At 37.2% G+C, this 23,362-nt stretch carries 17 protein-coding genes and 2 pseudogenes; 4 read left to right on the top strand and 15 right to left on the bottom strand.

Going from position 1 to position 23,362, the window contains the following annotated elements; all coding sequences use genetic code 11:
- Positions 1-84: 84 nt before the first annotated feature.
- On the top strand, positions 85-894 hold the full coding sequence (locus AB3U99_RS23415) for a helix-turn-helix domain-containing protein (protein ID WP_400244323.1): 810 nt from the start codon (positions 85-87) through the stop codon (positions 892-894).
- A gap of 36 nt (positions 895-930) precedes the next feature.
- Here AB3U99_RS23415 and AB3U99_RS23410 read toward each other — a convergent pair.
- The 4 genes and pseudogenes from AB3U99_RS23410 to AB3U99_RS23395 form a co-directional block, all read right to left on the bottom strand.
- Positions 931-1,620: pseudogene (locus AB3U99_RS23410) on the bottom strand (catalase); the annotation flags it as partial.
- A 128-nt stretch (positions 1,621-1,748) separates the two neighbouring features.
- Complete coding sequence (locus AB3U99_RS23405; RefSeq protein WP_400244322.1) at positions 1,749-3,188, bottom strand: NAD(P)-binding domain-containing protein; 1,440 nt, start codon at positions 3,186-3,188, stop codon at positions 1,749-1,751.
- A 238-nt stretch (positions 3,189-3,426) separates the two neighbouring features.
- Positions 3,427-3,879, bottom strand: coding sequence for a hypothetical protein (locus AB3U99_RS23400; protein ID WP_400244321.1), 453 nt, complete (start codon positions 3,877-3,879; stop codon positions 3,427-3,429).
- The gene (locus tag AB3U99_RS23395) at positions 3,876-4,634 is read right to left on the bottom strand and encodes a hypothetical protein (protein ID WP_400244319.1); all 759 of its coding nucleotides are present in this window, start codon (positions 4,632-4,634) and stop codon (positions 3,876-3,878) included. Before AB3U99_RS23395 ends, AB3U99_RS23400 begins: the two co-directional genes overlap by 4 nt.
- A 476-nt stretch (positions 4,635-5,110) precedes the next feature.
- On the opposite strand from AB3U99_RS23395, the gene AB3U99_RS23390 reads away from it, so the two are divergent.
- Both AB3U99_RS23390 and AB3U99_RS23385 read left to right on the top strand, forming a co-directional pair.
- A complete protein-coding gene (locus tag AB3U99_RS23390) occupies positions 5,111-5,557 on the top strand; it encodes a hypothetical protein (RefSeq protein ID WP_400244317.1) in 447 nt (148 codons plus the stop codon).
- Complete coding sequence (locus AB3U99_RS23385; RefSeq protein WP_400244315.1) at positions 5,545-5,832, top strand: YxcD family protein; 288 nt, start codon at positions 5,545-5,547, stop codon at positions 5,830-5,832. Before AB3U99_RS23390 ends, AB3U99_RS23385 begins: the two co-directional genes overlap by 13 nt.
- Positions 5,833-5,935: 103 nt before the next feature.
- On the opposite strand, the gene AB3U99_RS23380 is transcribed toward AB3U99_RS23385, so the two are convergent.
- From AB3U99_RS23380 to AB3U99_RS23335, 10 genes and pseudogenes are all read right to left on the bottom strand, one after another.
- On the bottom strand, positions 5,936-6,973 hold the full coding sequence (locus AB3U99_RS23380; protein WP_400244313.1) for a PTS transporter subunit IIC: 1,038 nt from the start codon (positions 6,971-6,973) through the stop codon (positions 5,936-5,938).
- Between the two features lie 295 nt (positions 6,974-7,268).
- A complete protein-coding gene (locus AB3U99_RS23375) occupies positions 7,269-8,729 on the bottom strand; it encodes a sugar porter family MFS transporter (protein ID WP_400244312.1) in 1,461 nt (486 codons plus the stop codon).
- Between the two features lie 369 nt (positions 8,730-9,098).
- The gene (locus AB3U99_RS23370) at positions 9,099-10,868 is read right to left on the bottom strand and encodes an ABC transporter ATP-binding protein (protein WP_400244310.1); all 1,770 of its coding nucleotides are present in this window, start codon (positions 10,866-10,868) and stop codon (positions 9,099-9,101) included.
- Between the two features lie 27 nt (positions 10,869-10,895).
- Complete coding sequence (locus AB3U99_RS23365) at positions 10,896-11,735, bottom strand: sugar phosphate isomerase/epimerase family protein (protein WP_400244308.1); 840 nt, start codon at positions 11,733-11,735, stop codon at positions 10,896-10,898.
- A gap of 20 nt (positions 11,736-11,755) precedes the next feature.
- A complete protein-coding gene (locus AB3U99_RS23360) occupies positions 11,756-12,436 on the bottom strand; it encodes a rhamnogalacturonan acetylesterase (protein WP_400244306.1) in 681 nt (226 codons plus the stop codon).
- Positions 12,437-12,468: 32 nt separating this feature from the next.
- The gene (locus tag AB3U99_RS23355; RefSeq protein WP_400248169.1) at positions 12,469-13,158 is read right to left on the bottom strand and encodes an alpha/beta hydrolase; all 690 of its coding nucleotides are present in this window, start codon (positions 13,156-13,158) and stop codon (positions 12,469-12,471) included.
- 34 nt (positions 13,159-13,192) lie between these two features.
- The gene (gene uxaC / locus AB3U99_RS23350; RefSeq protein WP_400244304.1) at positions 13,193-14,611 is read right to left on the bottom strand and encodes a glucuronate isomerase; all 1,419 of its coding nucleotides are present in this window, start codon (positions 14,609-14,611) and stop codon (positions 13,193-13,195) included.
- Between the two features lie 1,147 nt (positions 14,612-15,758).
- Positions 15,759-17,210 carry a UxaA family hydrolase gene (locus AB3U99_RS23345; protein WP_400248168.1) on the bottom strand — a complete coding sequence of 484 codons (1,452 nt, stop codon included), beginning with the start codon at positions 17,208-17,210 and terminating at the stop codon, positions 15,759-15,761.
- 63 nt (positions 17,211-17,273) lie between these two features.
- Positions 17,274-18,695 (bottom strand): annotated as a pseudogene (locus AB3U99_RS23340) (tagaturonate reductase); the annotation flags it as partial.
- Positions 18,696-18,715: 20 nt separating this feature from the next.
- Positions 18,716-19,723 carry a LacI family DNA-binding transcriptional regulator gene (locus tag AB3U99_RS23335; protein WP_400244302.1) on the bottom strand — a complete coding sequence of 336 codons (1,008 nt, stop codon included), beginning with the start codon at positions 19,721-19,723 and terminating at the stop codon, positions 18,716-18,718.
- Positions 19,724-20,014: 291 nt separating this feature from the next.
- Here AB3U99_RS23335 and AB3U99_RS23330 point away from each other — a divergent pair, with 291 nt between their 5' ends.
- The gene (locus AB3U99_RS23330; protein WP_400244300.1) at positions 20,015-22,231 is read left to right on the top strand and encodes a helix-turn-helix domain-containing protein; all 2,217 of its coding nucleotides are present in this window, start codon (positions 20,015-20,017) and stop codon (positions 22,229-22,231) included.
- Positions 22,232-22,286: 55 nt separating this feature from the next.
- On the opposite strand, the gene AB3U99_RS23325 is transcribed toward AB3U99_RS23330, so the two are convergent.
- A complete protein-coding gene (locus tag AB3U99_RS23325) occupies positions 22,287-23,174 on the bottom strand; it encodes a carbohydrate ABC transporter permease (protein WP_400244299.1) in 888 nt (295 codons plus the stop codon).
- Positions 23,175-23,362: the final 188 nt, after the last annotated feature.

Raw genomic sequence — 23,362 nt, 5'->3', positions numbered from 1 at the left:
GATAAATCTACCATTTATAGGTTTGACACAACAAGTAAAAACTTATATAATCCTAGACAAAATTTATTCTTTACTGAGGATGTTATGCGTATGCTAATATATGAAGCACACCATTTTAATTTTATATCAAACTATCATACATTAAATTTAAACTTTCCAAGCCATCTCCATCGTTGCTTCGAATTATTAATCCTCATGGATGGGGAAATGGAAGTCATTATTAGTCAAAGAAGTTACCATTTGAGTACTGGACAATTTTTACTAATATTGCCGTATGAAATTCACTCGTTTATTACAAAATCTCATTCTCGCGCAAAAATTTGTATTTTTCCACCTGACTACGTCCCGACATTTCACAAGATGATAGAAAATTGTTCACTTGAAAATCCAATTTTCAACCTATCTTCGGAAGCGGATACACTGATTTCTAGGAAACTTTTCAAAGACAACTCCAATCTGCTAGAACAAAAAGCTTGTCTTTATTTATTATTATCAGAGCTAATGGAACAAACCAGCTTAATTAAAGGCGAAAAACAAGATCCAGAGTTACTTCATAAATTGTTAACCTTTATCCAGGCCCATTTTACAGAATCTATATCTTTAAAAAGTATCGCTGGTAAGTTAGGTTACAATTATAATTATCTATCGAAGTATTTTAATCATAACGTTAATATGTCTTTTGTGGATTTTTTAAATGAAACCAGAGTAAACTATGCTTGTTATCTATTAATCTATTCAGAACAAAATATATCTGAAATAGCTTTTCTTTGTGGTTATGAAAGCATACGGTCATTCAATCGTAACTTTGTAAAGATAAAACTTTGTACACCAAAGGATTATCGAGAAAAGCAACCCGATTCGTTTATGGATCTGTATCCTTTCCATACATATTGACTTCTGATTTCGAGGATAAAAAAAGAGTGGGATACAAAACTTAACAAAGTGAGCTTTTCCTTCTTTATTAACAAGGCGGAAGGTGTGTACACCAAAGCCCTCCATCATCCGGTGACTTCGAGGGATAGCTCGATCACTCATTACCCACATAACCATATGGGCGGTTTCGTGATTTTGACCAACAAAATCCCAAAAGGTATCATGCGCACTAGCTCCTTGTGGAATCTCATTATGAGGCTCTGGCTTTACCGCGTGGACAAAATCAGGAAATTTAACGGCGTCTTGGATGAAGAATATAGGAATATTATTTCCAACTAAATCGTAATTTCCTTCATCTGTATAAAACTTAACAGCAAACCCGCGCACATCTCGAACTGTATCGCTAGAGCCTTGGATAGTAGAAAATCGAACGAAAACAGGTGTGGTTTTACTTGTATCATTTAGGAAATTGGCTTTGGTGTACCGTTCAAGAGATTCATATAGTTGAAAGACGCCGTATGCACCAACTCCGCGTGCATGCACAATCCGTTCAGGAATTCTTTCGTGGTCAAAATGGGTCATTTTTTCCCTAAAGTGAAAGTCCTCCATTAAAGTAGGTCCTCTTAATCCAGCTTTTAATGAGAATTCATCTTCTGCCATTTTTAAGCCTTGGTTGGTCGTTAACCCAGCTTATTGTTCATTATCAATGGTGTATTTCTTTAATTGTTCTAATTTCTTATTGTTCATTAAAACACCTCTCATATGATAATATGTATCAATTAATAATCAGTATTGTTATTTATACCCAACTTATTATTATATTTAAAACACGCAAAAAAAAACTAAGACTCTTATACCAGTCTTAGCCCTTTCTGTTAAACTACCTCTGACGTATCTTCTTGATTCACTGGCCATTCGCCAGTGAACTCTTCTACATCGTATTCGAAAAAATCTTTTAAGTTAGTCTCTTTATCATCCAAAAATAATTCATTCGTTACAGCTGAAACAATGCGAGGTATACCATATCTCATGCCAGATAGTGCAGAAGCCGATAATCCACAGCTAATTAAAGCAGCGTAATTAAAAGAGTATATGCCATGGAGCGATGCTTCGCCTTCTTCGTCTCGGCTAATAAAAGAAAAACCAAGGCTTAAATAAGGGTGTGCATCGAGTGTTGGTGATGCTATTTCTTCAGGAGCATCGTATCGGTCTTTCCAACGGGTAATATATTTTTCAACTAACCGTAATTCTGGACGGAGTTTAGAATCCGTTATTAAGCCTGTGCTAATAAATAAGAAGTCAAATAGATAGGTCCCTTTTGGAGTAGTTATTTCTGCTTTATCTCCTTTTTCTGCTACTTTCACCCATGGTGAGCCAAGATGAAGATGAAATCCTGACCAGGAAGATGCTCGGTTAAAAGTATCGTTCGTAGGTGGTTGATTATGCTGAAAAAAGTGGGCAATGCCTGCGTATTTATCTTCATCTGATAAAGCAGGGAAATGTTCAATCATGCCAGACACTTCCATTTGCCTAATTGGATTAATGCGCTGCATTTTTTTGCGTCGGACAAATACATGTGCTTCAGATACCCCTTGTGATAAAGCAAAATTAGCATTATCGAAAGCTGATGCACCACCACCTAATATAGCAACCTTTTTCCCTTGTAAGGAATCAAAATTAATTGGTGCGGAGGTATGAGCATATAAATAAGAGGAGAGATTATTGGAAATCATTGGTGGAACATGCCATTCTCCTCCTCCTTGGATGCCGGTTGCTAGAATTACCTTTCGAGCAAGTAAGGAAGAAGGATTTTTTCCGTTTTTTTGAATATGAAGACGATGTAATCCTTTATCTAATGGTTCAATTAAAGTCAGCTTTACTTCATTTTGAACAGGTAATTGAAGGGTTTGTCGATACCATCTTAGATAATTCATCCAATCACTACGTGGAATTTTATCGACTTTTTCCCATCCTTCTACACCAAACTGCGCTTCCCACCAAGAACGAAAGGTAAGGGACGGGATTCCAAGATCAATGGAGGTTAAGTGTTTAGGAGTGCGTAAAGTGACCATACGGGCATAGGTTTCCCACGGTCCTTCAAGGCCTTCTTTGTTTTCATCGATTACAAGAATGTTCGAAACTCTTTCTCGTAAGAGTCCGAATGCAATACCTAATCCAGATTGCCCTCCACCAACGATGACAACATCGAAAACATGACCCTCTGAATGAGATTTTGTACGAACCCAATTTGGCCCTCCGTAATTAAGATAAGCTAGATCTGCTTGTATCCGGTTATTTAAGGCTTCTAAACTCATATTGGTGACTTCCTCCCCCTTGCAAATAAAAAATCAATGTGAACTTTCCTTACATTATTGTGTCTTGCCAATATATTAACATGTTCATTTGTTTATTGTATGTATAATATATCTAAATTTTCTAAAAATATTTAGTCAATTCGTTTAAAAGTGGTGTATGGTAGAAAAAACCGAATACTAACAGAAGCCTAAAACCTATTCTCCATAAGATTTTTGGCTTTTGAAAGTATTCGGCTAGTTACATTCTTTTTCTCATGCCAACACTCTTTGCTTTATGCTTCCATAGTATTTGTTTAATGGATGGAGCAATTTCTTTTGGACTTTGGATGATTAAAATAATTTCTGGTAGGCTTTTATGCTTCGTGTTCTCTTTCTTTCGATGGAAAAAATAATAGATACTATATCCGAAGGCAAAACCGATAATGGCAGCAAGGAGGCCGCTAAAAATGGGTCCTAAAATTAATTTAAAGCCAATGCTTGCGCCTATGACTGCTAACCCTGTAGCAAATGCAATTCCAATTTCAAAGGAAGAAACATGGATATCGATTGGGAATTTTTTTTTATTACTGATAGGCGGGAATTCATTCATATAAAGAACCATCATCTCTTCTGGAAGAATTCCATATTGTTCAATTTCGGCAAGTGCATGTTCGATTTCAATGGATGGCTGAAAAGTTCCAACTATAATCATCCTTTTATACCTCTTAAACTAAATTTGGAACCAGCATATCGATTAGTTAAGCGTTCTTCTTGTGATTCTTGAACAAGAATATTATGGTGAACGCAAGTTATATACGCATGGTAAACGGACCCACCAAGAACGGAAGGCATAAATAATAACCAATGTGGAGCTAACATTGTATTGGAAGAATCAAACTCACCAAGCATAATTAATGTTATCGCTTTATGTGCATGTGAAAGTAAAATATACGTCCACCACCAAAAAATAGCGTAAAAGCCTAGAAATAGTCTATGATTATATAGCTGCCCTAATCCAGGAAATAGAAGAGAGTATAAAGCGCTAATCAAAGGATTTCTAATCTGTAAGTATTGTATTTCTGATGGGAATATTTTTGCATTAGATAAATTGGGAGTAGATAAATCCACCAACTTATTAAATTGGTTTGCCGCTCGATAACTATCCCCTATTGTTATTAGATAAATGATAATATAGCCGATCATCCAATCTAGATTGATTACTGATTTTGCTAGTTCCACTTCTCCACAAAAGGAATAAACCATTGCTTCATTAATATGTGCACCAGTATTAATAGTTACTTCTAAAAGTGTCAGTAATGTTCCTCGTGTATATTGATTAATCAGATAATGTCCAAACCCAGGAAATACAGCTGACCACCAAGCGACAACACAGGGTCTGTGATACATAATATAGGTAATACCGGCTGTACTGTATTTTGCTTTTGGAAAGGTTATTGTTTCATTCATTTGTATACCTACTTACTAATTTTGGAATATGCATATAGGTTATGAAAAAAAGTTAATCTTATTCACCTATTGCAAACATTGGATATAGATGGGAAATATTTCAAAATATTTAAAAAGAATAAAGACAGCCTATTCATTTGTATTCTGTTGAAGAGGCTTTCATCATATAAGTTGACTAGTAATCCTATTTATATTAGAATGTACCTATACTTAATAATTGCATACTCCAAAGGGGAGTAGCTTACAGTTACGTCGTCAATACGCGATTAAATCGCCGGCTTAACTGGCAACTAAATGTTGTTTGCGAGACCTTTGCCGTTCTTTGGTAAAGGGATAAATAGATCGATTTTTCAAGCCTTTACCAAATTAATGGTAGGGCTTTTTATTTTTTCTAGCAAATACTATAGGGAGCTAGAAGAACATAGGAGCCTAAGTATAATCCAAAGTGGATGAACAATAATCAGGAGGAATAGAAAATGAAGAAAATTTTATCAGCAATTCTCACATTAGGTTTGGTTTTATCCCCGGTAAGTATTTTATTTCAAGATACAGTTACAACGGTAGAGGCCAAGTCCTATAAATCTGGAAAAAGAAGCTTTAATAACAATAATAGTAATACAAACACAAATTCTTTTTTCCAAAAGAAAAATAATACAAATGACACGACAAAATCTAATCAATCCACTACCGCAAAAAAATCTGGTGGCTTCTTCTCAGGCGGAGGGCTAATGAGAGGGCTAATGGTCGGTGGGCTTGCAGGTTTACTGTTTGGTAGTTTTTTTGCCAATATGGGAGCATTTGGATCTATATTAGGGCTTTTAATTAATATCATTGCCATTGTAGTGGTATTTAATTTAATCAAGCGTTTATTCACTTTCTATCGAAACAAAAAAAGAGAGGAAGCAAATAATTGGAGAAATTAATTATCCTAGAACAGGATATTATTAATGCAATATGTGTCTATGTGGCGCGTAAGAAACAAGTCAGACCAGAGGAAGTAGAAGTAGAGTTAATGTATGATGATGATTATGGTTTTTCTGCTGAAGTCTACGTCCATGATCGAAAACAAGTGCTAATCACACAAAATATAATTGAAGCACTGCGTTTATGGTTAGACGAGTATTTAAATTTAGATCCGTATATTGGATTGAAATTAGTGCTTGATGAAGAAGAAGGAATTATTGCAATAGGAAAATAGGGAAGAGGATACCAATGTTAGAAAATTGGTATCCTCTTTTTGCTGTAAATATGTCTTGAGAAAGCCCACTAGAAAAGGAGGAAAAAGATTTTTCTTCCATAACTCAATCGAAATTCAATTTATAATCTTCTGATTTTATTATTTTCAATTTTTTCGAAAATAAATAAAGGAAGAACACGTTTAAAAGGAACGGTATAATTAAAAAGGTAGAAATCATAATGGCGATATTTTTACTGCTCCATCCACCATCTGCTAAGCGCATAAAGTTCATCGGACCTACTAAACCTGATAATCCAAAGCCTGCACTATACGGTGTTCCCTGAATATTTAAGAATCCAGCTAATCCACCTAACACAGCAGCGGTAATAATCATCGGAATAACAATCTTCGGTTTCATAAAGAAATTCCCCATTTGAATTTTAGGAGATCCAAGCACATGTGCTAAGGCAGTTCCTAAAGAGTTAGCCTTATAGCTTGCTATAGCTAATCCAATCCCTGCAGCCACAATACCGAGATTTGCTGCCCCTGATCCAACGCCAGAAAGAGATATAACAGTTGCCACACCTACTGTAGAGACAGGAGAAAGAATAATTAAGCAGAATGCTACTGCAATGATCATGCCCATAAGGACTGGCTGTAAGTTCGTAATAGTGGCGATAGCAACGCCAATTAATCCAGTAGTAGATTTCATAAATGGCAATAATAAATATCCTGCCATTCCTGGTATTAAAATACTTAAGGTCGGTAAAAGAAGAATAGAATATGCTTTTAATCGGTCGCCGACAAATTGAACAAATAATACGGCAAGTGCAGCTGTAATACCAGTGTTTACAACCACTCCGATACCATTTAAAGTAAATAATCCTTCTGCAGTTTTTTGAACCACTCCACTACCAACCATTGCAGCAATTCCGATACTAGCTGTTTGAATAGAGGAGAGTTTAAAAGATATTCCAACCATTACACCAATCAACACAGGCAATAAGCTCATAATAAATGCAGTAATATCTAATACGTGTTGAAGTGGAGGAAAGAAAGGAATAAAGAGCTTTAATATTTCGCCAAGCAGTGCATTAGGGATTAAAGAAACGACAATTCCGATACTCATACCATTTAATAATTTACTGAAAAACTCTTTCACATTTGAACTCCCCATTCACCTTGAATTTGGAGTTTATTATATGTAAAATTTGGATAAGCGTCAATGATTATTTTTAATGCTTCAACGCGTAAAAGCGAAAAATAGAAAAAGTGATTGTGCTTTTTAAATCCTCTATATAAATTGCAATAATTTAGATGATTATTTTTAAAAAATGAAAAAATATCTTCTGAAAAAAGTGCAAAATGTAAAAATAATAAAGTTCCCTCCTTTTTATGAGGGAACTCCTTAATAAAAATGCTCCTTTTTCGAACAAATCTTTTATGCTTAATAAACATTAAGAAGGGAATTGGTTTTCTCCTATTTTAGCTTTCCGGACATCTCGAGACTTTTTGTCAAAGTTTCGGAAATATTGTTCTAGCTGTTCCAATGTTTTTCCTTTTGTCTCAGGCAAGAATTTGCTAACAAACGTTATCGCAAATATACCTAGTATAGCGAACAGAAAGAATGAATTGGATAAGCCAAATTTATCGAGAAGTATCGGGAAAACCAAACCAATGAGAAAGTTTGTTGTCCACAGACAAAATACGGAAACTCCCATTCCTAATCCGCGAAGCTTTAAAGGGAATATCTCCGCTAACATAAGCCAAGTAACTGGCGATATGGCTCCTTGTTGGAAGGCAAGGAAGGTAACGGTCATACTTAGTACAGCGTATGGAAGAATAGCTGTTCCACTTAAAGTGAACGAAAAAATTCCGATCAAGAGTAAAGTGGTTGTTGTACCAATTAATCCTGTAATTAGCATTGGTCTTCTTCCGACACGTCCAAGTAGCCATATTCCTACGAAGGTAGCTAAAACAGAAATTACTCCATTTGCGATATTTGCTATTAATGCAACCTCGGTAGAGAATCCTGTATTTTGCAATATTTGTGTACCGTAGTACATAATCGAATTTACACCTGTGATTTGTTGAACAATAGCGATCCCAATTCCTAGAAAAACAATTCTTCTTATCCAAGGTTCGGCTAAATCTTTAAAGCCAACTTGTTTGACTTGTTCTTCTGTTTCAATCGCTTTCTTGATTTGCTGTAATTCTGTTTTTGCACGTTTTTCTTTTCGAATATGCAATAATACACGAAAAGCATCTTTATATTTGCCTTGCGATGCGTACCATCTAGGACTCTCGGGTACTGCGAGCATGCCTATCCATAGGACAATGGCAGGTATTGTTGCAATGACGAGCATGTATCTCCAAGCGTGTCCGGAACCATCCATTGTATTTCCGATTATAGCATTTGTTATATAGGCCAGTAATTGACCTGTAACGATCATTAGTTCATTTTGCGTTACCATTTGACCACGGCGTTCGGCAGGGGACATTTCTGCCAGGAAGGTAGGAACAGCTACAGATGCTCCTCCAACAGCGATACCGAGTAAGAAGCGGAAAGTAACCATTATGGGGACGTTTGGTGCAAAAGTACAGCCGAGTGTTGTAATAAGAAAGATAACGGCAAGATAAAGAATAACTTTCCTTCGTCCATAGCTGTCGGCGAGTTTTCCGCTAAACATGGCTCCGAATGCAGCTCCAAATAATAGGGAACTAGCAACAAGACCCTCCGTGACTGCATTGAGGTTAAGCTGATCTGGACGAGCCATATATGGTAAGGCTCCATTAATTACACCAGTATCAAAGCCAAAAAGAAGACCGCCAAATGTGGAGATAATTGCAATGATTCTTAAATTGTTTTTTTGATTTGTTTTATTGTTCCTACTGTCAGGGTTTAATTGATCACTCATTGTATTTACTTTCTCCTCCTCTTATAATAATGATTTTTCTCGAGTTTATTATTATATTTGTGTTTGAAATGTAAATCGATTTTCATCTCCTTTTGTTTTATTTGTTCTATCCCTTATAGGTGATAAGACTGCTGGCATTGTTTTTCTCAGATAATAAATAGAACAGAACATCTTCAATTATACACCATTATCAGAATATTTCAAATTATGTATAATAATTGATTGAGCAAGGAATAGAGGTATTAATACATTACCCTGATAAAAAATTTTAAAAACATTTTAGAAGAAAGGGTATTTTTTTCATAGAAAATTATTATTCTATTTGTGGAAAAAAAGGAGGATACTCCTTTAAAAAGGGTATCCTTATCTCTAACTCTGCAATTGTTTTAATTGAAAAAATTTCCCCTTTTTTAGCATTAACTCATTATAGGTACCAAATTCCATACAGTGGCCTTTTTCAATTACGGCGATTTTATCGGCATTTTTAATAGTAGATAATCGATGAGCGACAATAAGTGTTGTTCTATTTTTGCATAAAATAGCTAATGCTTCTTGAATCTTTGCCTCTGAATGACTATCTAAAGCTGATGTTGCTTCATCTAAAATAATTACTTTAGGATTGCGAATTAGGGCACGAGCAATAGAGACTCTCTGTCTTTGTCCTCCTGATAGCTTATCTCCATGCTCACCAATCTTTGTATTTAAGCCATCGGGCATTTTTTTTATGACTTCCCAAAGATTTGCGGCTTTTAAAACTTCCTTTAATCTCTCTTCAGAAACACTCGGCATCCCATAGGTAATATTCTCTCTTATCGTTCCGGAGAAAAGAATGGTCGATTGAGGCACGACTGCTAAATGATTTCGGTAGGAGCGTAAATCTAGAGAATTCATATCATTTCCATCTAATAAAATTTTTCCTTTTGTAGGTTGGATATAGCCAATTAATAAATGAAGAATGGTCGATTTTCCAGATCCAGATTCCCCCACAAATGCAACCGTTTCACCTAAGTTTATTTCTACATTTAAGTTATGGAGAATGTCTTGCTTCTCATCGGTGTATCGGTAGTTAACATTTTGGATAGAAAAATGACCTTTTACATCCTTGATCCTTATTTTATTATCATGTTTCTCTACTTCTCCAGCTGTCAAAATCTCCCCAATCGATTCAACAGATTCCATTCCTTTTGCAATAGTTGGAATCAAAGTAATCATACTGGAAACAGAGTTAACTACGGTTGTAAAGTATGTTTGATACATGACCACTTCCCCAGGGGTAATCGTTCCTCTTAAAGCTAGAATACCGGTGAATACTAAACAAATAATTTGGAAGATTTGAAAGCTAGCCCAACTTACTGAACCGAATAAAGATTGAATCATATCTAAATGAAAGCCCTTTGACAGAATCTGCTGGAAGCGATTATTCAAACGCGTGACTTCCTGCTTTTCCAATGCATGTGCTCTAGCAATGGGAACTAACTCAATCATCTCAATCACGCGCGCAGACGTTTCTTCCATTTCTCGCCGGAACTCTGAGTTGGAATGTTTAATTTTTTTACGAAATGCAACAATAATGATAGCTGAAATCGGAACAGTTAATAGAAAAAATAAAAATACAGTCGGACTGTTATATAAGGTAATGCCTAATGCAACAATTAGGTTTACAAGGATATTTAGGCTTGAAACAAAAACTTGGGAGGACAGAGTTTGAACAGCCTCCACATCGCGCATTATTTTGGATTGAAGACGACCAGACTGCATTTCTTTTTGAAATGGAATGGACAGTTCCTGTAGTTTTTTGATAAGAGAAGCACGAAGTCCAGATTCCACACTTCTGATAGCTAAGCTATTATATTTCGTATGATAATAGTTAGTAAGAATATTTTGTAAAACGAGAATTAGCATGACTATCGCATTTATATAAATGGTACGAATGCCGCCCCCATCTTTAAGGGTAGCGGCATTGATTACATTAGCAATGGCGATTGGCATTACCCATGCCGGGATATGCTTGATCGTATAAAAAACAGCGGAGAGCAATAATTTAACATAATGTCCTTTGTATAGATGAATCAATACTTTAAAAGATTTTTTTTGATGGGTGTCATAGCTTTGCTGAACAATTTTCTCTAATGTATCCAACGAAATCCCACTCCTTAAACCAATGCCTTATAGACGATGATATATTTCTTGAATATAATCAATTGCTGGTTTAATCGATTCTCCTTGTGTTTCTTCTAGAGTAGCATGCAGAAAGGGTCTATCATGCTTTAGATAAGATAGAATAGGTTCGAAATTCAGCATCCCTTTTCCAACAGGAACGATTTCAATTTTCCCATTATTAACAGTAAAATCCTTTAAGTGAATCATCGCGATATGGTCATGCAATAAATCGATTGCTTCCGATAGAACCCCATCCCGGTTTGATACATTTTCAAGATTGATCAAGTTTGCCACATCCAGAATTATTTTTAAATGAGGGGATTGAACTTCCTCTACAAGACGTCTTGCTAATTTAGCAGAATAGAGAGGATGATTAAGTCCTGCTTCGATTCCTACTGTAACGCCAAAATGCTCAGCGAATTCTACCATCTCGATTACAGATCTTCTCGCAATTTGATAGGCTTCTTCTGTAAAATTTTCAGGAGTATAGCCGTTGCCAACACTGCCGGTTTCTGTTCCAACGAGGCTAGCCCGAAAATCGCGAGCGAGCTGTATATGGGTTTTAAAGTCTTCTAAAGCTTCCTTGCGAACAGAAGTATGCTTGCTTGAAATGTTAACATAGCAGCCTAGTGTACTAATTTTGATTCCGTTCCTAGCGAAATAATCGCCAAAAAAGCTCGCGATTCCTGGAGATAAGCTTTGAAAGGAAGGGACATGCTCTGGAAAGGATTTTTTTATAGCAAATTGAATATTGGTAAACTGATAGCTTTTTAATTGCTCACATAGTTCCTGCAACTCTAGCTGCCCTAAATCATGGGCGCGAATACCAAGATTTAGTGTATTCATTATGGTTATCTCCTTTATTTTTATATTAGAAAGCGCTTTAAGGATAAATTGCCTTTCTTAATCTCTTTAACAATTAGGTGAGCTATTGCTGCAGCCCCTTGATCGTTAAAATGGGTATCATCTTTTATGCCATTTGGATAATTACTTGATTCATTGGATTCCAAATGGAGAAAATACTTTTTAGATAACACTGGACCTAATGCTTGGAATAGTTCTATGGATTTTTTATGAATATCAAGAAGGGTAATATTATGTTGTCTTGCAAAGTCCTTCATTGCTCGAGGATATTCACCAAGAGAAGAAGAATCAAGCGAATTGTTAATAAAATGCCGGCGAGAAACGGACGTCAGTAAGACAGGTGTAGCGCCATGCTGATAGGCAGCATTTACAAAGGTATGTAAATTTGATTGATAATCTCCGTAAGGAACTGTTCCGCGAGCTGGGTCAGGTTTTTGGTCATTGTGGCCAAATTGGATAAATAAATAATCACCAGGTCGAATTGCTTCCTCGATAGCAGTAAGCAGCCCCTCCTGTATAAAGGACTTTGTACTCCTGCCATTGACGGCCCTATTTTCAATGACTATATCTTCTGTGAAGTAGGATTGAAGCTTTTCTCCCCAGCCTGTTTCTGGACGTGTATTAGTCTGTTTTTCTGCTGCTGTGGAATCTCCTGCTAGAAAAATAGTTGTTTTGTCAGGCATGCTTTTCCTCCAATATTCTATTTGGTACGTCACTATTCGTTAAATATGCTTTTTAGCCATATTTCAGCAAAGCTCAACCATCGCTCAACATACGGAAACTCCTTTGCCATTCCCAATCCATGTTTTCCAGAAGGAAATACATGATATTCAAATGGAATATTGTGCCGAGCGAGGCTGTTAGCTAAGAGTATTGTATTTTGAATCGGTACAGACTGATCGTCAGTAGTGTGCCAAAAAAAGGTTGGTGGTGTATGTTCGTCGATGAGATGTTCAATGGAATAACTTTCTACTAAGTGCTTAGAAGGCTGTTTGCTTCCTAAAAAATGCTCACGACTGCCAGAGTGACCGAACGGTTCTGTGAACGTGATAACAGGGTAGCATAAGAGCAAAGCGTTTGCCCGATTGGTAATTTTTGTACCGGCTAAGCTAGCTAAATGTCCTCCCGCAGAAAATCCTAACGCTACAATCTTATCTTCTAGTATGTGCCACTTTTTTGCCTGCTGACGTAGTTGAATAAATACTTCCTCTAGTTCTTTTATCATGTTTAAATGATCAATTGTGCCGATAGGATAATAGAGAATTCCAGCGTGATAACCGATGGAATGAAGCCATTTTACGACAGGCAGCCCTTCCTTTTCTGCCAAATGGCGGTACCCTCCACCTGGAAAAACCAGAATGAAGGGTCTTTCATGATCATCTAAAAGGGAAAGACTTAAAGTCATTTGCTGATTAGATGTTATAGTGTCCTTGCTAAATTTATCGTGTATGATTTTTAGCATATGAACGCTCAAATCCAAAGTATTGTTGGGCATTTTGGTAGCTGATCGCTTCAACTAAATTTCCAAGTAATGCTTCGTCTTCTGGTGCTTCGCCTCGTTCCACGATTTCTCCAATAAACTCACAAAGTACACGACGGAAGTATTCATGTCTTGTGTAGGAAAGGAAGCTGCGAGAATCTGTTAGCATTCCTACAAAGGTTGACAAGAGCCCAACATCACTAAGAACGGTTAATTGATGACGCATTCCTGCTCGTGTGTCGTTATACCACCATCCAGATCCTAACTGGAGCTTACCAGGCGTATTTTTTTGAAAGGAGCCCATTAAAGTAGCTAAGATAAAGAAATCATTCGGGTTAAGGGAATAAAGAATCGTTTTAGGCAATTTTCCTTCTTTCTCCGCACGATTTAATAAGCGCTGTAAAGGAATTGTAAGAGAAAGATCGTTGACACCATCATATCCAGTATCAGGCCCTAATTGTTCCAACATCGCTGAATTGGTATTGCGATATGCATGGATATGGAGCTGCATCGTCCAGCCTTGGGTATAATAAAATCCAATTAAACGAGTAAGTGTTTCTGTACGATAGGCGCTAATTTCGTATGGTGTTAAAGTTTCATTCTTGATTCTCTTTTGAAAAATAGCTTCAAGGGTTTCCTCGTCTGCCTCGTCATATGTCAATATATCTAGCGCATGATCCGATAATCTTCCACCCATTTGATGAAAAAAGGAAACACGACCTTTAAGCGCTTCTATTAATGTTTGATAGGAATTTATTGGTGTTTGTGATTGTGTGCCTAGCTTCTCAATCCACTCGATAAAGCCACTTTGGTCAATATTTAAAGCTTTATCAGGACGGAAGGAAGGGAGTACTTGAAAGTGTTGTTCCTCCTTTTGTAACTGTTGATGATAATAAAGTGTATCGGTTGGATCATCTGTCGTACAGACAACTTTTACATTGGAGTTAATGATAATATTCCGTCTTTTAAACTCATTGGAAGCTAATTTTTCATTAGCTAATTCCCAAATAATAGGTGCATTTTCTTCGTTCAGCAATAAATCAATTCCTAAGAAACGCTTTAATTCTAAGTGAGTCCAAGTATATAAAGGATTGCCAATCGTTTTTGGAACAGTGCGTGCCCATGCTAAAAATTTGTCATAATCAGAAGCATCACCTGTAATATGAGATTCTGGAATTCCGTTTGCGCGCATCAATCGCCACTTATAATGATCCCCAGCAAGCCAAGCATCTGTAAGGTTATTAAAGTTTTTGTTTTCATAAATTTCCTTAGGGTCTAAGTGGCAATGATAGTCGATAATTGGCATATTCTTTGCAAAATCATGGAAAAGTTTTTGCGAGATTTCTGTTTTTAATAGGAAGTTATCATGAAGAAACATTCGAATCCCTCTTTCGTTATTTTTTATTGTATTGTTGAAGAAATAGATTAATAAACTGGATGTAATTAAGTTTGTCACCGTTTGTTTATGCTGAATTTTAATGGGAAAAGGTAACAGAGAGAGCGTCTCTGAGCCCGCAAGCCCGAGAAAAGAGCAAGCAAGGTAACAGAGAGAGCGTCTCTATGCCCGAAAGCCCAAAAACGGAGCAAGCAAGGTAACAGAGAGAGCGTCTCTGAGCCCGCAAACCCGGGAAACGAGCGGAAAAGGTAACAGAGAGAGAGTCTCTATGCCCGAAAGCCCAAAAACGGAGCAAGCAAGGTAACAGAGAGAGCGTCTCTGAGCCCGCAAACCCGAGAAACGAGCGGAAAAGGTAACAGAGAGAGCGCCTCTAAGCCCGAAAGTCCGAAAATAGAGCAAGCAAGGTAACAGAGAGAGCGTCTCTGAGCCCGCAAACCCGAGAAACGAGCGGAAAAGGTAACAGAGAGAGCGTCTCTATGCCCGCAAGCCCCAAAACGGAGCAAGCAAGGTAACAGAGAGAGCGTCTCTATGCCCGAAAGCCCAAAAACGGAGCAAGCAAGGTAACAGAGAGAGCGTCTCTGAGCCCGCAAGCCCGAGAAACGAGCGGAAAAGGTAACAGAGAGAGCGCCTCTGAGCCCGCAAACCCGAGAAACGAGCGGAAAAGGTAACAGAGAGAGCGCCTCTGAGCCCGCAAACCCGAGAAACGAGCGGAATAGGTAACAGAGAGAGAGTCTCTGAGCCCGCAAACCCGAGAAACGAGCGGAAAAGGTAACAGAGAGAGCGCCTCTGAGCCCGCAAACCCGAAAATAGAGCAAGCAAGGTAACAGAGAGAGCGCCTCTGAGCCCGCAAACCCGAAAATAGAGCAAGCAAGGTAACAGAGAGAGCGCCTCTGAGCCCGAAAGTCCGAAAATAGAGCAAGCAAGGTAACAGAGAGAGCGCCTCTGAGCCCGAAAGTCCGAAAATAGAGCAAGCAAGGTAACAGAGAGAGCGTCTCTAAGCCCGAAAGCCCAAAAACGGAGCAAGCAAGGTAACAGAGAGCACCCCTCAAGCCCCAAAAACTAAGCAAGCAAGGTAACAGAGCCCCCTCTCAAAGCCTAAGCATAAGCACAGCTCTAACTATCTATCAATTTACAACGTAACCCCTGTTTTAAAAATAGCAATCTCCCGAACTCCGTTTGCTTCATTACGCGTTTTTTCTCCGCTTGCCACAGCAATAACTTTTTCAATAAAGGCTTCCAGTACTTCCTCCATGGTCTTTTCTAACAAAGGGCCGGCATTAAAATCCATCCAATGCTTTTTGTGATTGTAAATAGTAGAATTTGTTGCTACTTTTACGGTTGGCACAAAGCTTCCAAATGGCGTTCCTCTGCCAGTAGTAAAGAGTACTAAGTGACAGTCTGCTGCAGCAAGTGCAGAAGAAGCGACTAAATCATTACCTGGAGCTTGCAATAAGCTTAATCCTTTTTTGGAGATTTTCTCTCCGTATTGCAGTACATCAACAACTGGTGCGGTGCCTGCTTTTTGGGTACAGCCTAGTGACTTATCTTCTAAAGTTGTGATGCCCCCAGCTTTATTTCCTGGAGATGGGTTTTCATAGACAGGCTCCCCGTATGATCGAAAGTATTGTTTAAAATCGTTAATTAAATGGACAATATCCTCAAAGACTTTTTCATTTTCGGCTCTTGCCATTAGCATTTGCTCTGCGCCGAACATCTCTGGTACTTCCGTTAAAATAGTGCTGCCGCCTTGAGCGATTAAGAAGTCGGAAAATGCGCCTAATAGTGGGTTAGCTGTAATACCAGAAAAACCGTCGGACCCGCCGCATTTTAAGCCAACATTTAATTCGCTAATTGGAATAGCTTCTCTATGATCATTTTTGGCAGCTTCGTATATTTCTTCTAATAGTTCCAATCCTGCATCGATTTCATTGCCTACCTCTTGAGCAACTAGGAATTTAACTCTAGTTGAATCATAGTCTCCTAGTAACTCCCGAAATTCAGCGACAACGTTATTTTCACAGCCTAATCCAAAAACCAACACGCCCCCAGCATTTGGGTGCTTTACTGCATCGATTAATATACTGCGTGTGTTTTCATGGTCCTCTCCTAATTGGGAGCAGCCATAGGGATGCTTTAAAATAGTAATATTATCAAATGTACCAAAGTCTGGATGTAAGGCCTCAAATTCTTTTAGCATATATTCCGCTGTTCCATTTACACACCCGACAGTAGGAACGATGAATAAGTCATTGCGGATTCCTACTTTGCCATTAGGACGTCTATATCCTTGGAAAGTAAGCTCTTTTTTGGGATAGTTTACTTGATGGATATCCTGTTGGTACGTATAGTGTAATTCACGGTCTAAATTAGTTTTTACATTATGCGTATGGAGCCAATCTCCCGGATTGATGTCCACAAGTGTATGGCCAATTGGATAACCATATTTGATGACATTTGTATGTGCAGGAATTTCTGTTAAGGCTATTTTGTGTCCTTGTGGTATATCTTGATTTACGGTAATAGAGAGACCGGCAAACTTTAATGATTCTAAAGCTGAAATTGGTCGCAACGTCACTGCCACATTGTCTCGCTCGTTTAATTTTAAGAGAGAAGGAGGCTGCTGCTCTTGAGCGATTTCTTGTAAAACAGCTCGGACTCCGTATTTTCTAAGTTTATTCATATAGCTAGCCACTTCTTCTGCTAGACCAGGAACAGCAGTTGTTAAATCAGTATCCCAAAGAGCCTCATTACTTAAGATAGTGGAGGTAATCGTTTCCGGGTTTTCCCACGCTTTTGAAAATGCATCGAGAACATCTTGGTTATCTTTCGGTTTGTATTGGCTTCCTCTGTAAGTTAGAAATAAAGCAGCAAGGGAAGCTGTCATATAAGGTGGCAATTGTTTATTTTTTTGTTGGTATTCTATCAAAAGAGGTAATAATCTTGCTTTGTATTTAGAAATACTATTTAAAGCAATAGAAGTTAATTCATGGCGAATAAAAGAATTCTTGAATCGTTCGATAATCGATTTCACATATTGCTGTAAATCATCTGCAGGCAGAGGGAGTAATGGGACAATCTCTTCATGCATTAATTGATCAATAAAGACAGCGAAATCTTCATCCTTCATGACATCTTCTACGGTTTCAAGACCAGCAAGTAATCCAAGGGGCACCATTGCAGTATGGGGTCCGTTTAATAAATGAACCTTTCTTTCTCGATATGGTGTCATATCATCTGTAATAATCACATTTAACCCTGCTTTTCCAAGTGGAAAGGACTCCTTTAATTCTTGTGGTCCTTCAATAACCCATAGTAAGTAAGGTTCCGTTGTGACCATGTGCTCATCCATATAACCATGCTCTTTGTTAAGCATTTCAGCCTTGTCATGGGGGAATCCTGGAACAATGCGATCAACTAAGCTGCAGCAAAAAGTATTTTCTGTTTGTATCCAATGATGAAAATCTGATTCCAAATTCCAAAGGTCTGCATACTGTAAAACCATCTCCTTCAGTTTTTCGCCATTCCGGTCAATTAACTCACAAGGAATGATTGTAAACCCTGGTTTTTTCAATTGAAAACGTTTGTATAAAAGAGCAGTCAGTTTACCTGGAAAGCTATTGGGAGGCTCATCGCTTGCGCTGTCTTTTTCATCTAATTGGATTCCTGCTTCGGTAGTATTGGAAATGATGAATGCTAATTCCTCCTGTTCTACTAATTGTAAATAATCTTCCCATTGTTCATATGGATTAATTAATCGATTTACGGTTGTTATAATTTCACTAGAATGAACGGTCTCTCCTTCATAAAAGCCTTCAAGAATGACGGTATAAAGATAGTCTTGCTCTTCCCATGCACCTTTTGCTGGATGAGGGGTTGGTTTTACTAGGACTGCACTACCATTAAAGAGGTGTTGCTTATTCATTTGTTGCAATTGCCAATTTAGAAAGCCTCTTAAAAAATTTCCTGTTCCAAATTGAATGACTTTTTCAGGGAAAAAAGATAAATTTGAATTTAGTTGTTTTGAAAGCTTCTCCACTTTATTTCCTCCTTTTGCACACGTTAACATTTTATGAAAAATCAAAACAGTTATGACTGTTTTGATGGATAACTAAGAGATTCTCTTTTTACTAAATAGGTATCTACTAAAACTTGGGTTTCCTCTAAGGCTTCACCGTTCATAAGAGCAATTAATTTTTGCATCCCAATTTTACTTATTTCATCAATAGGCTTATGAATGGTTGTTAAGGCTGGTGTTGAATATTGAGCAAATGAGATATCGTCAAATCCAATAATGGAAATATCATCAGGTACTCTTTTGTTTTTCGAAAAGCAAGCCTTTAATGCCCCAATTGCCATATCATCGTTTGCACAAAATACGATACTTGGTGGGGTGGGAAGTGTTAATAGCTGATTCATTTTGGCAAATCCGCTTTCCATACTATAGTCCCCATCAACCATATAGTCAGGTTTTACCGCTACATTGGCTTTAAGCAAACTATTTAGAAAACCTTGTTTTCGTTCTGCTGAAGACCGAAATGAATTTTTCCCATTGATATAGCCTAGTCTTTTATGACCAAGCTTAATTGCCTCATTTACTGCTTTCTCTGCACCTTGCTGATCATTGGCTGAAACGTTGGGAATAGCAGGATCATCTAACTGTCGATTTAACACAACCATTGGAATGCCAGTTTGCTGAATATAGTAGATAAATGCATTGTCCGTATCACTTTGACTTAGGACGATAATCCCATCAAAACGTTGGGGAATAATTTTATCAAAATGTACAAGAGTATCAATGCCATTTACGGCTATGCTGTAATTTTCGTCCAAAACGGAATTAACGCTCTTAATCACGTCAACAAGAAAACTGGAGCTTGTTCCATGGCTAATACTAGAGAAAAAAACGCCAATCGTATAAGATTTCTGGTTTACGAGACTTTTAGCATTAAAGTTAGGTACATAATGTAGCTCCAATGCTATTTTTTTGATTTTCTTCTTGGTGTCAGGCTTAATTAGGGGACTATCATTTAGCGCTCTAGATACCGTGGTGTGAGAAACACCTGCAAGTTTTGCAATATCTTTTATGGTAACCATAGGTCCTCCTGATAATTATGTTAACGTTCACATTTTATAATTGATTCATACATTTGTCAATCGAACAGATGATGCACACGTGAAAAAATCCTCTCGCAAAAGATAAGGTAAATATGCTATTATAGGTATGTTCCTATCCAAAAAATAGAAAATAATCATTTTTCCTGTATGTGAAAATGATTCTGCTCCTTTCTTTACATCTGAATAAAGAAAGAGAAAAGAGAACAATTATTTGATAACGCTTTCAACAAGCGTATACTAATGGATAGATCTGTCAAGGAGTGTGAGAATTTGAGGAAATTAAGGTTATTTTACAAATTGTTTTTTCCCTTTTTCTTATTAGGGATTGGTATTGTAGTAGGCTTTAGTGTATTTATCTATAATTCTACCTATCACTCTGTTGAAGAGGAATTTCTTAAAGACAAACAGAACTACACAAAACAAATTCTTAACAATTTAGAGCAAAAGGTACGAACCATTGAATATGGGTACACAGCGTATAGCTCCACCTCTAATTTTGAGACAATTTTTAAGAAGCCGTTGTCTGGCAAGGATTTTGATACATATAGAGATATAAAAAAAGAATTAAGCTATATTGAAATGATGGGGATAGAAGGAAGTAAACACAATATAATTAGTCTTGCTCAAAATTGGGCAATTATAGATGGTTCCTTAAAAGGGTTGAAAGAGCTGGAAGTCGAGCGTTATAGGGAAGAATATATAAATGAAGCGAATCAAAGTTTATTCTGGCGGCCGGTTGATACTGGTATTGAGATGATTATGACCTTGCCAATCTATCAGAGGGATAAGTTTGCATTAGGAATCTCCAGTATTCCAAGAAGCAGCATAGATGAAATCGTTGATAATGAAAAGGATAATTTAGTAGAAATCTATAATAGTAAGAATGAATTATTATATTCAAGCAGGAAAGAAGAAAGGCGATTGTCTTCTGAAAACTATAAGAAAATCGCAAAAGAGGGGAAAGCAGTCGAAATAGTAGAAGCAGATGGGAAAAAGTATGTGTATGCTCAATCAGACTATAATCGCTGGATATATTTAGTGCAAATTGAACCGAAGGAAATCTCCAGCATGATTAATAATACAAGAATTGGATTGTTAATTGTATCGACCTTACTAATACTGTTAGTAGGCATTATTTCTTATATGCTCGCCAATTCCTTTTCTCGACCTATCCGAAAGCTTCAGGAAAAATTAGCAATACACCATGAGATGAGTGGGAAGGAAAATGAGCTATCCCTCGTTGTAGATTCGGTAGATAGAATGATTGGACAAAACGAAACATTAATGGCCAGTCTCACCATGCAGAAACCACAGCTTGAGACTTTGTTTGTTTTGAGCTTATTTCGAAATAGAATTACTGCTAATGAAGCTAAGCACCGCTTAAAGCAGTTTGGCTATTACTTTCAGGAGAATAATCATTTTTACACAGGTTTGATTCAAATGGACAATCTAGATAATGTGAAAATAGTAGAGAAGGATTTATACTTATTAGCGCTAAATAATATCGTGGAGGAAATTGTCCCTAATAAAGAACGATTAATCCCCATTGTTTTAAATGACGAAATGCAAGCAACAATCTTTATCACGGATGAAAATGATCATGATTCTGGACGAAGAATTATGAAGTACTATGAGGAAATTCAATTAGCAGCGAAGGAATACTTGAATATCACTATCAGCATAGGGATAAGTCCTGTTTATAAAACATTAATTTATAGTAAAAAGGCAGTTGATTTAGCGAAAGAGGCACTTCATTATCGCGTCAATGTTGGACCAGAGTCGATTATTTTCTATGATGATATTGCTCCGATGCTGAATGATGCTTCCATTCCCAAATATCCTGTGGAGCTGCAAAATGAGCTGTTGAATAAGATTCGCTCAGGTAGTGAGGAAGAGGTAAAGGTAACGGTAAATACACTAATTGATGAAATCTTTGGTCTAAATAAAAACCCAGTAAGCTTAGAAGTTACCCTTATTCGACTAATCAATGAAATCATTCAATTGGGGCAGCTTTTAGGAGCAGAGGCGAAAATTTTTGATAGCATTAAGCCCCTTTATTATGAGGCAATAAATGCTTATAATCCACACCGAATGAAAGAAATGCTAATTGAACACCTTATTTCTCCAATAATTATAAGTACACAGGATAAGACAGATAAGGAATTCCGATCCTTATCCGATAAAATTGTCCAAATCATTCAGACGGAATATGATAAAGAGATTTCTCTAGACATCATTGCCGATCGGCTACACTACAATCCCAATTATTTAAGCAGTGTCTTCAAAAAAGAATATGGGGAAAACTTTGTCGATTATTTAATGGGATTCAGATTGCAAAAGGCAAAAACATGGCTACAGGAAACAAATATGACTATTAAGGAAATAGCAGAAAAATTGCAGTATCGTAATTCTCAAAACTTCATCCGCTTTTTTAAGAAAAAAGTAGGGATGACCCCAGGTGACTATCGAAAGCGATATGTTAACTAACAAATAAAAGCGTGTAAGTTATTTTTATATACTTACACGCTTTGTTATTGAAACATTATCCTTTCACAGATCCAACCAATGCTCCTTTCACAAAATACTTTTGAACAAATGGGTAAGCAATAAGCATTGGCACTGTCGCAATAACGATTACTGCCATCTTAATCGTTTGAGCAGGCGGAATCACATCAACAGAGGAGCCCTCTGCTTGCATCCCACTTGAGACTATAACAATTTGGCGCAGTAAGACTTGAATTGGCCACTTGGTGGAGTCGTTAATGTAGAGAATAGCAGTCATGTACGTATTCCAGTAAGTAACAGCGTAGAATAAAGAAATAGTTGCAATAGATGGCAGTGCTAAAGGTAGCATAATCTTCCAAAAAACGCCTAAATCAGTGCACCCGTCCATTTTAGCTGACTCTTCTAAACTATCAGGCAGGGCTTGGAAAAAGTTTCTCATAATGATTAAGTTAAACGCATTAATTGCTACAGGTAAGATTAGTGACCAGTAAGAATCAATTAAACCAAGGGCCTTTACTACTAAGAATGTTGGAATCATTCCACCACTGAATAGCATGGAGAAAACAACAAGAAAGTTAAGAAATCCTCTGCCTTTCAGATATTTACGAGATAATCCATAGGCCATTAAGGATGTTAATACCATACTTACAAGTGTACCAATTCCTGTCACTCCAACAGATACTGCTAAGGATTTAAAGATGGTCGGAGTTGAAAGAATATATCGGTATGCATCTAATGAAAAGGTTCGAGGAATCATAATAAATCTTCGAGCTACAACTTCCTGTGTGGAAGCAAAAGAGCTGGCTATAACATTAACGAAGGGTAAAAAACAAATTAAGGCAATGATGATCAAAATAGCTCCATTAATAATAGAAAAAGCCCGTCCCCCTTTTGTGATTTTCCTATTCTTTTGTGTTTTCTCCATAAAGATCCTCCTTTATTTTTTATAACCTCTGCAGGAGCCTCTAGCTTGATGTTTGCAAAACTTTAGTCTTAGCATTTCTTTTGCTAGAAGCTCTACTAAAACCTATTACAGTATATAACTATAAAAACACCTTATCATTGTCGTTTTATTTCGTATATAATCAGAATCACAGAATGTGAAAACGCTTA

The organism is Niallia tiangongensis (assembly GCF_044704065.1).
GTDB classification, from domain to species: Bacteria; Bacillota; Bacilli; order Bacillales; family Cytobacillaceae; genus Niallia; species Niallia tiangongensis.
Note: the sequence above shows the minus strand (reverse complement) of the source record. Positions and strands in the feature narration are given on the sequence as shown.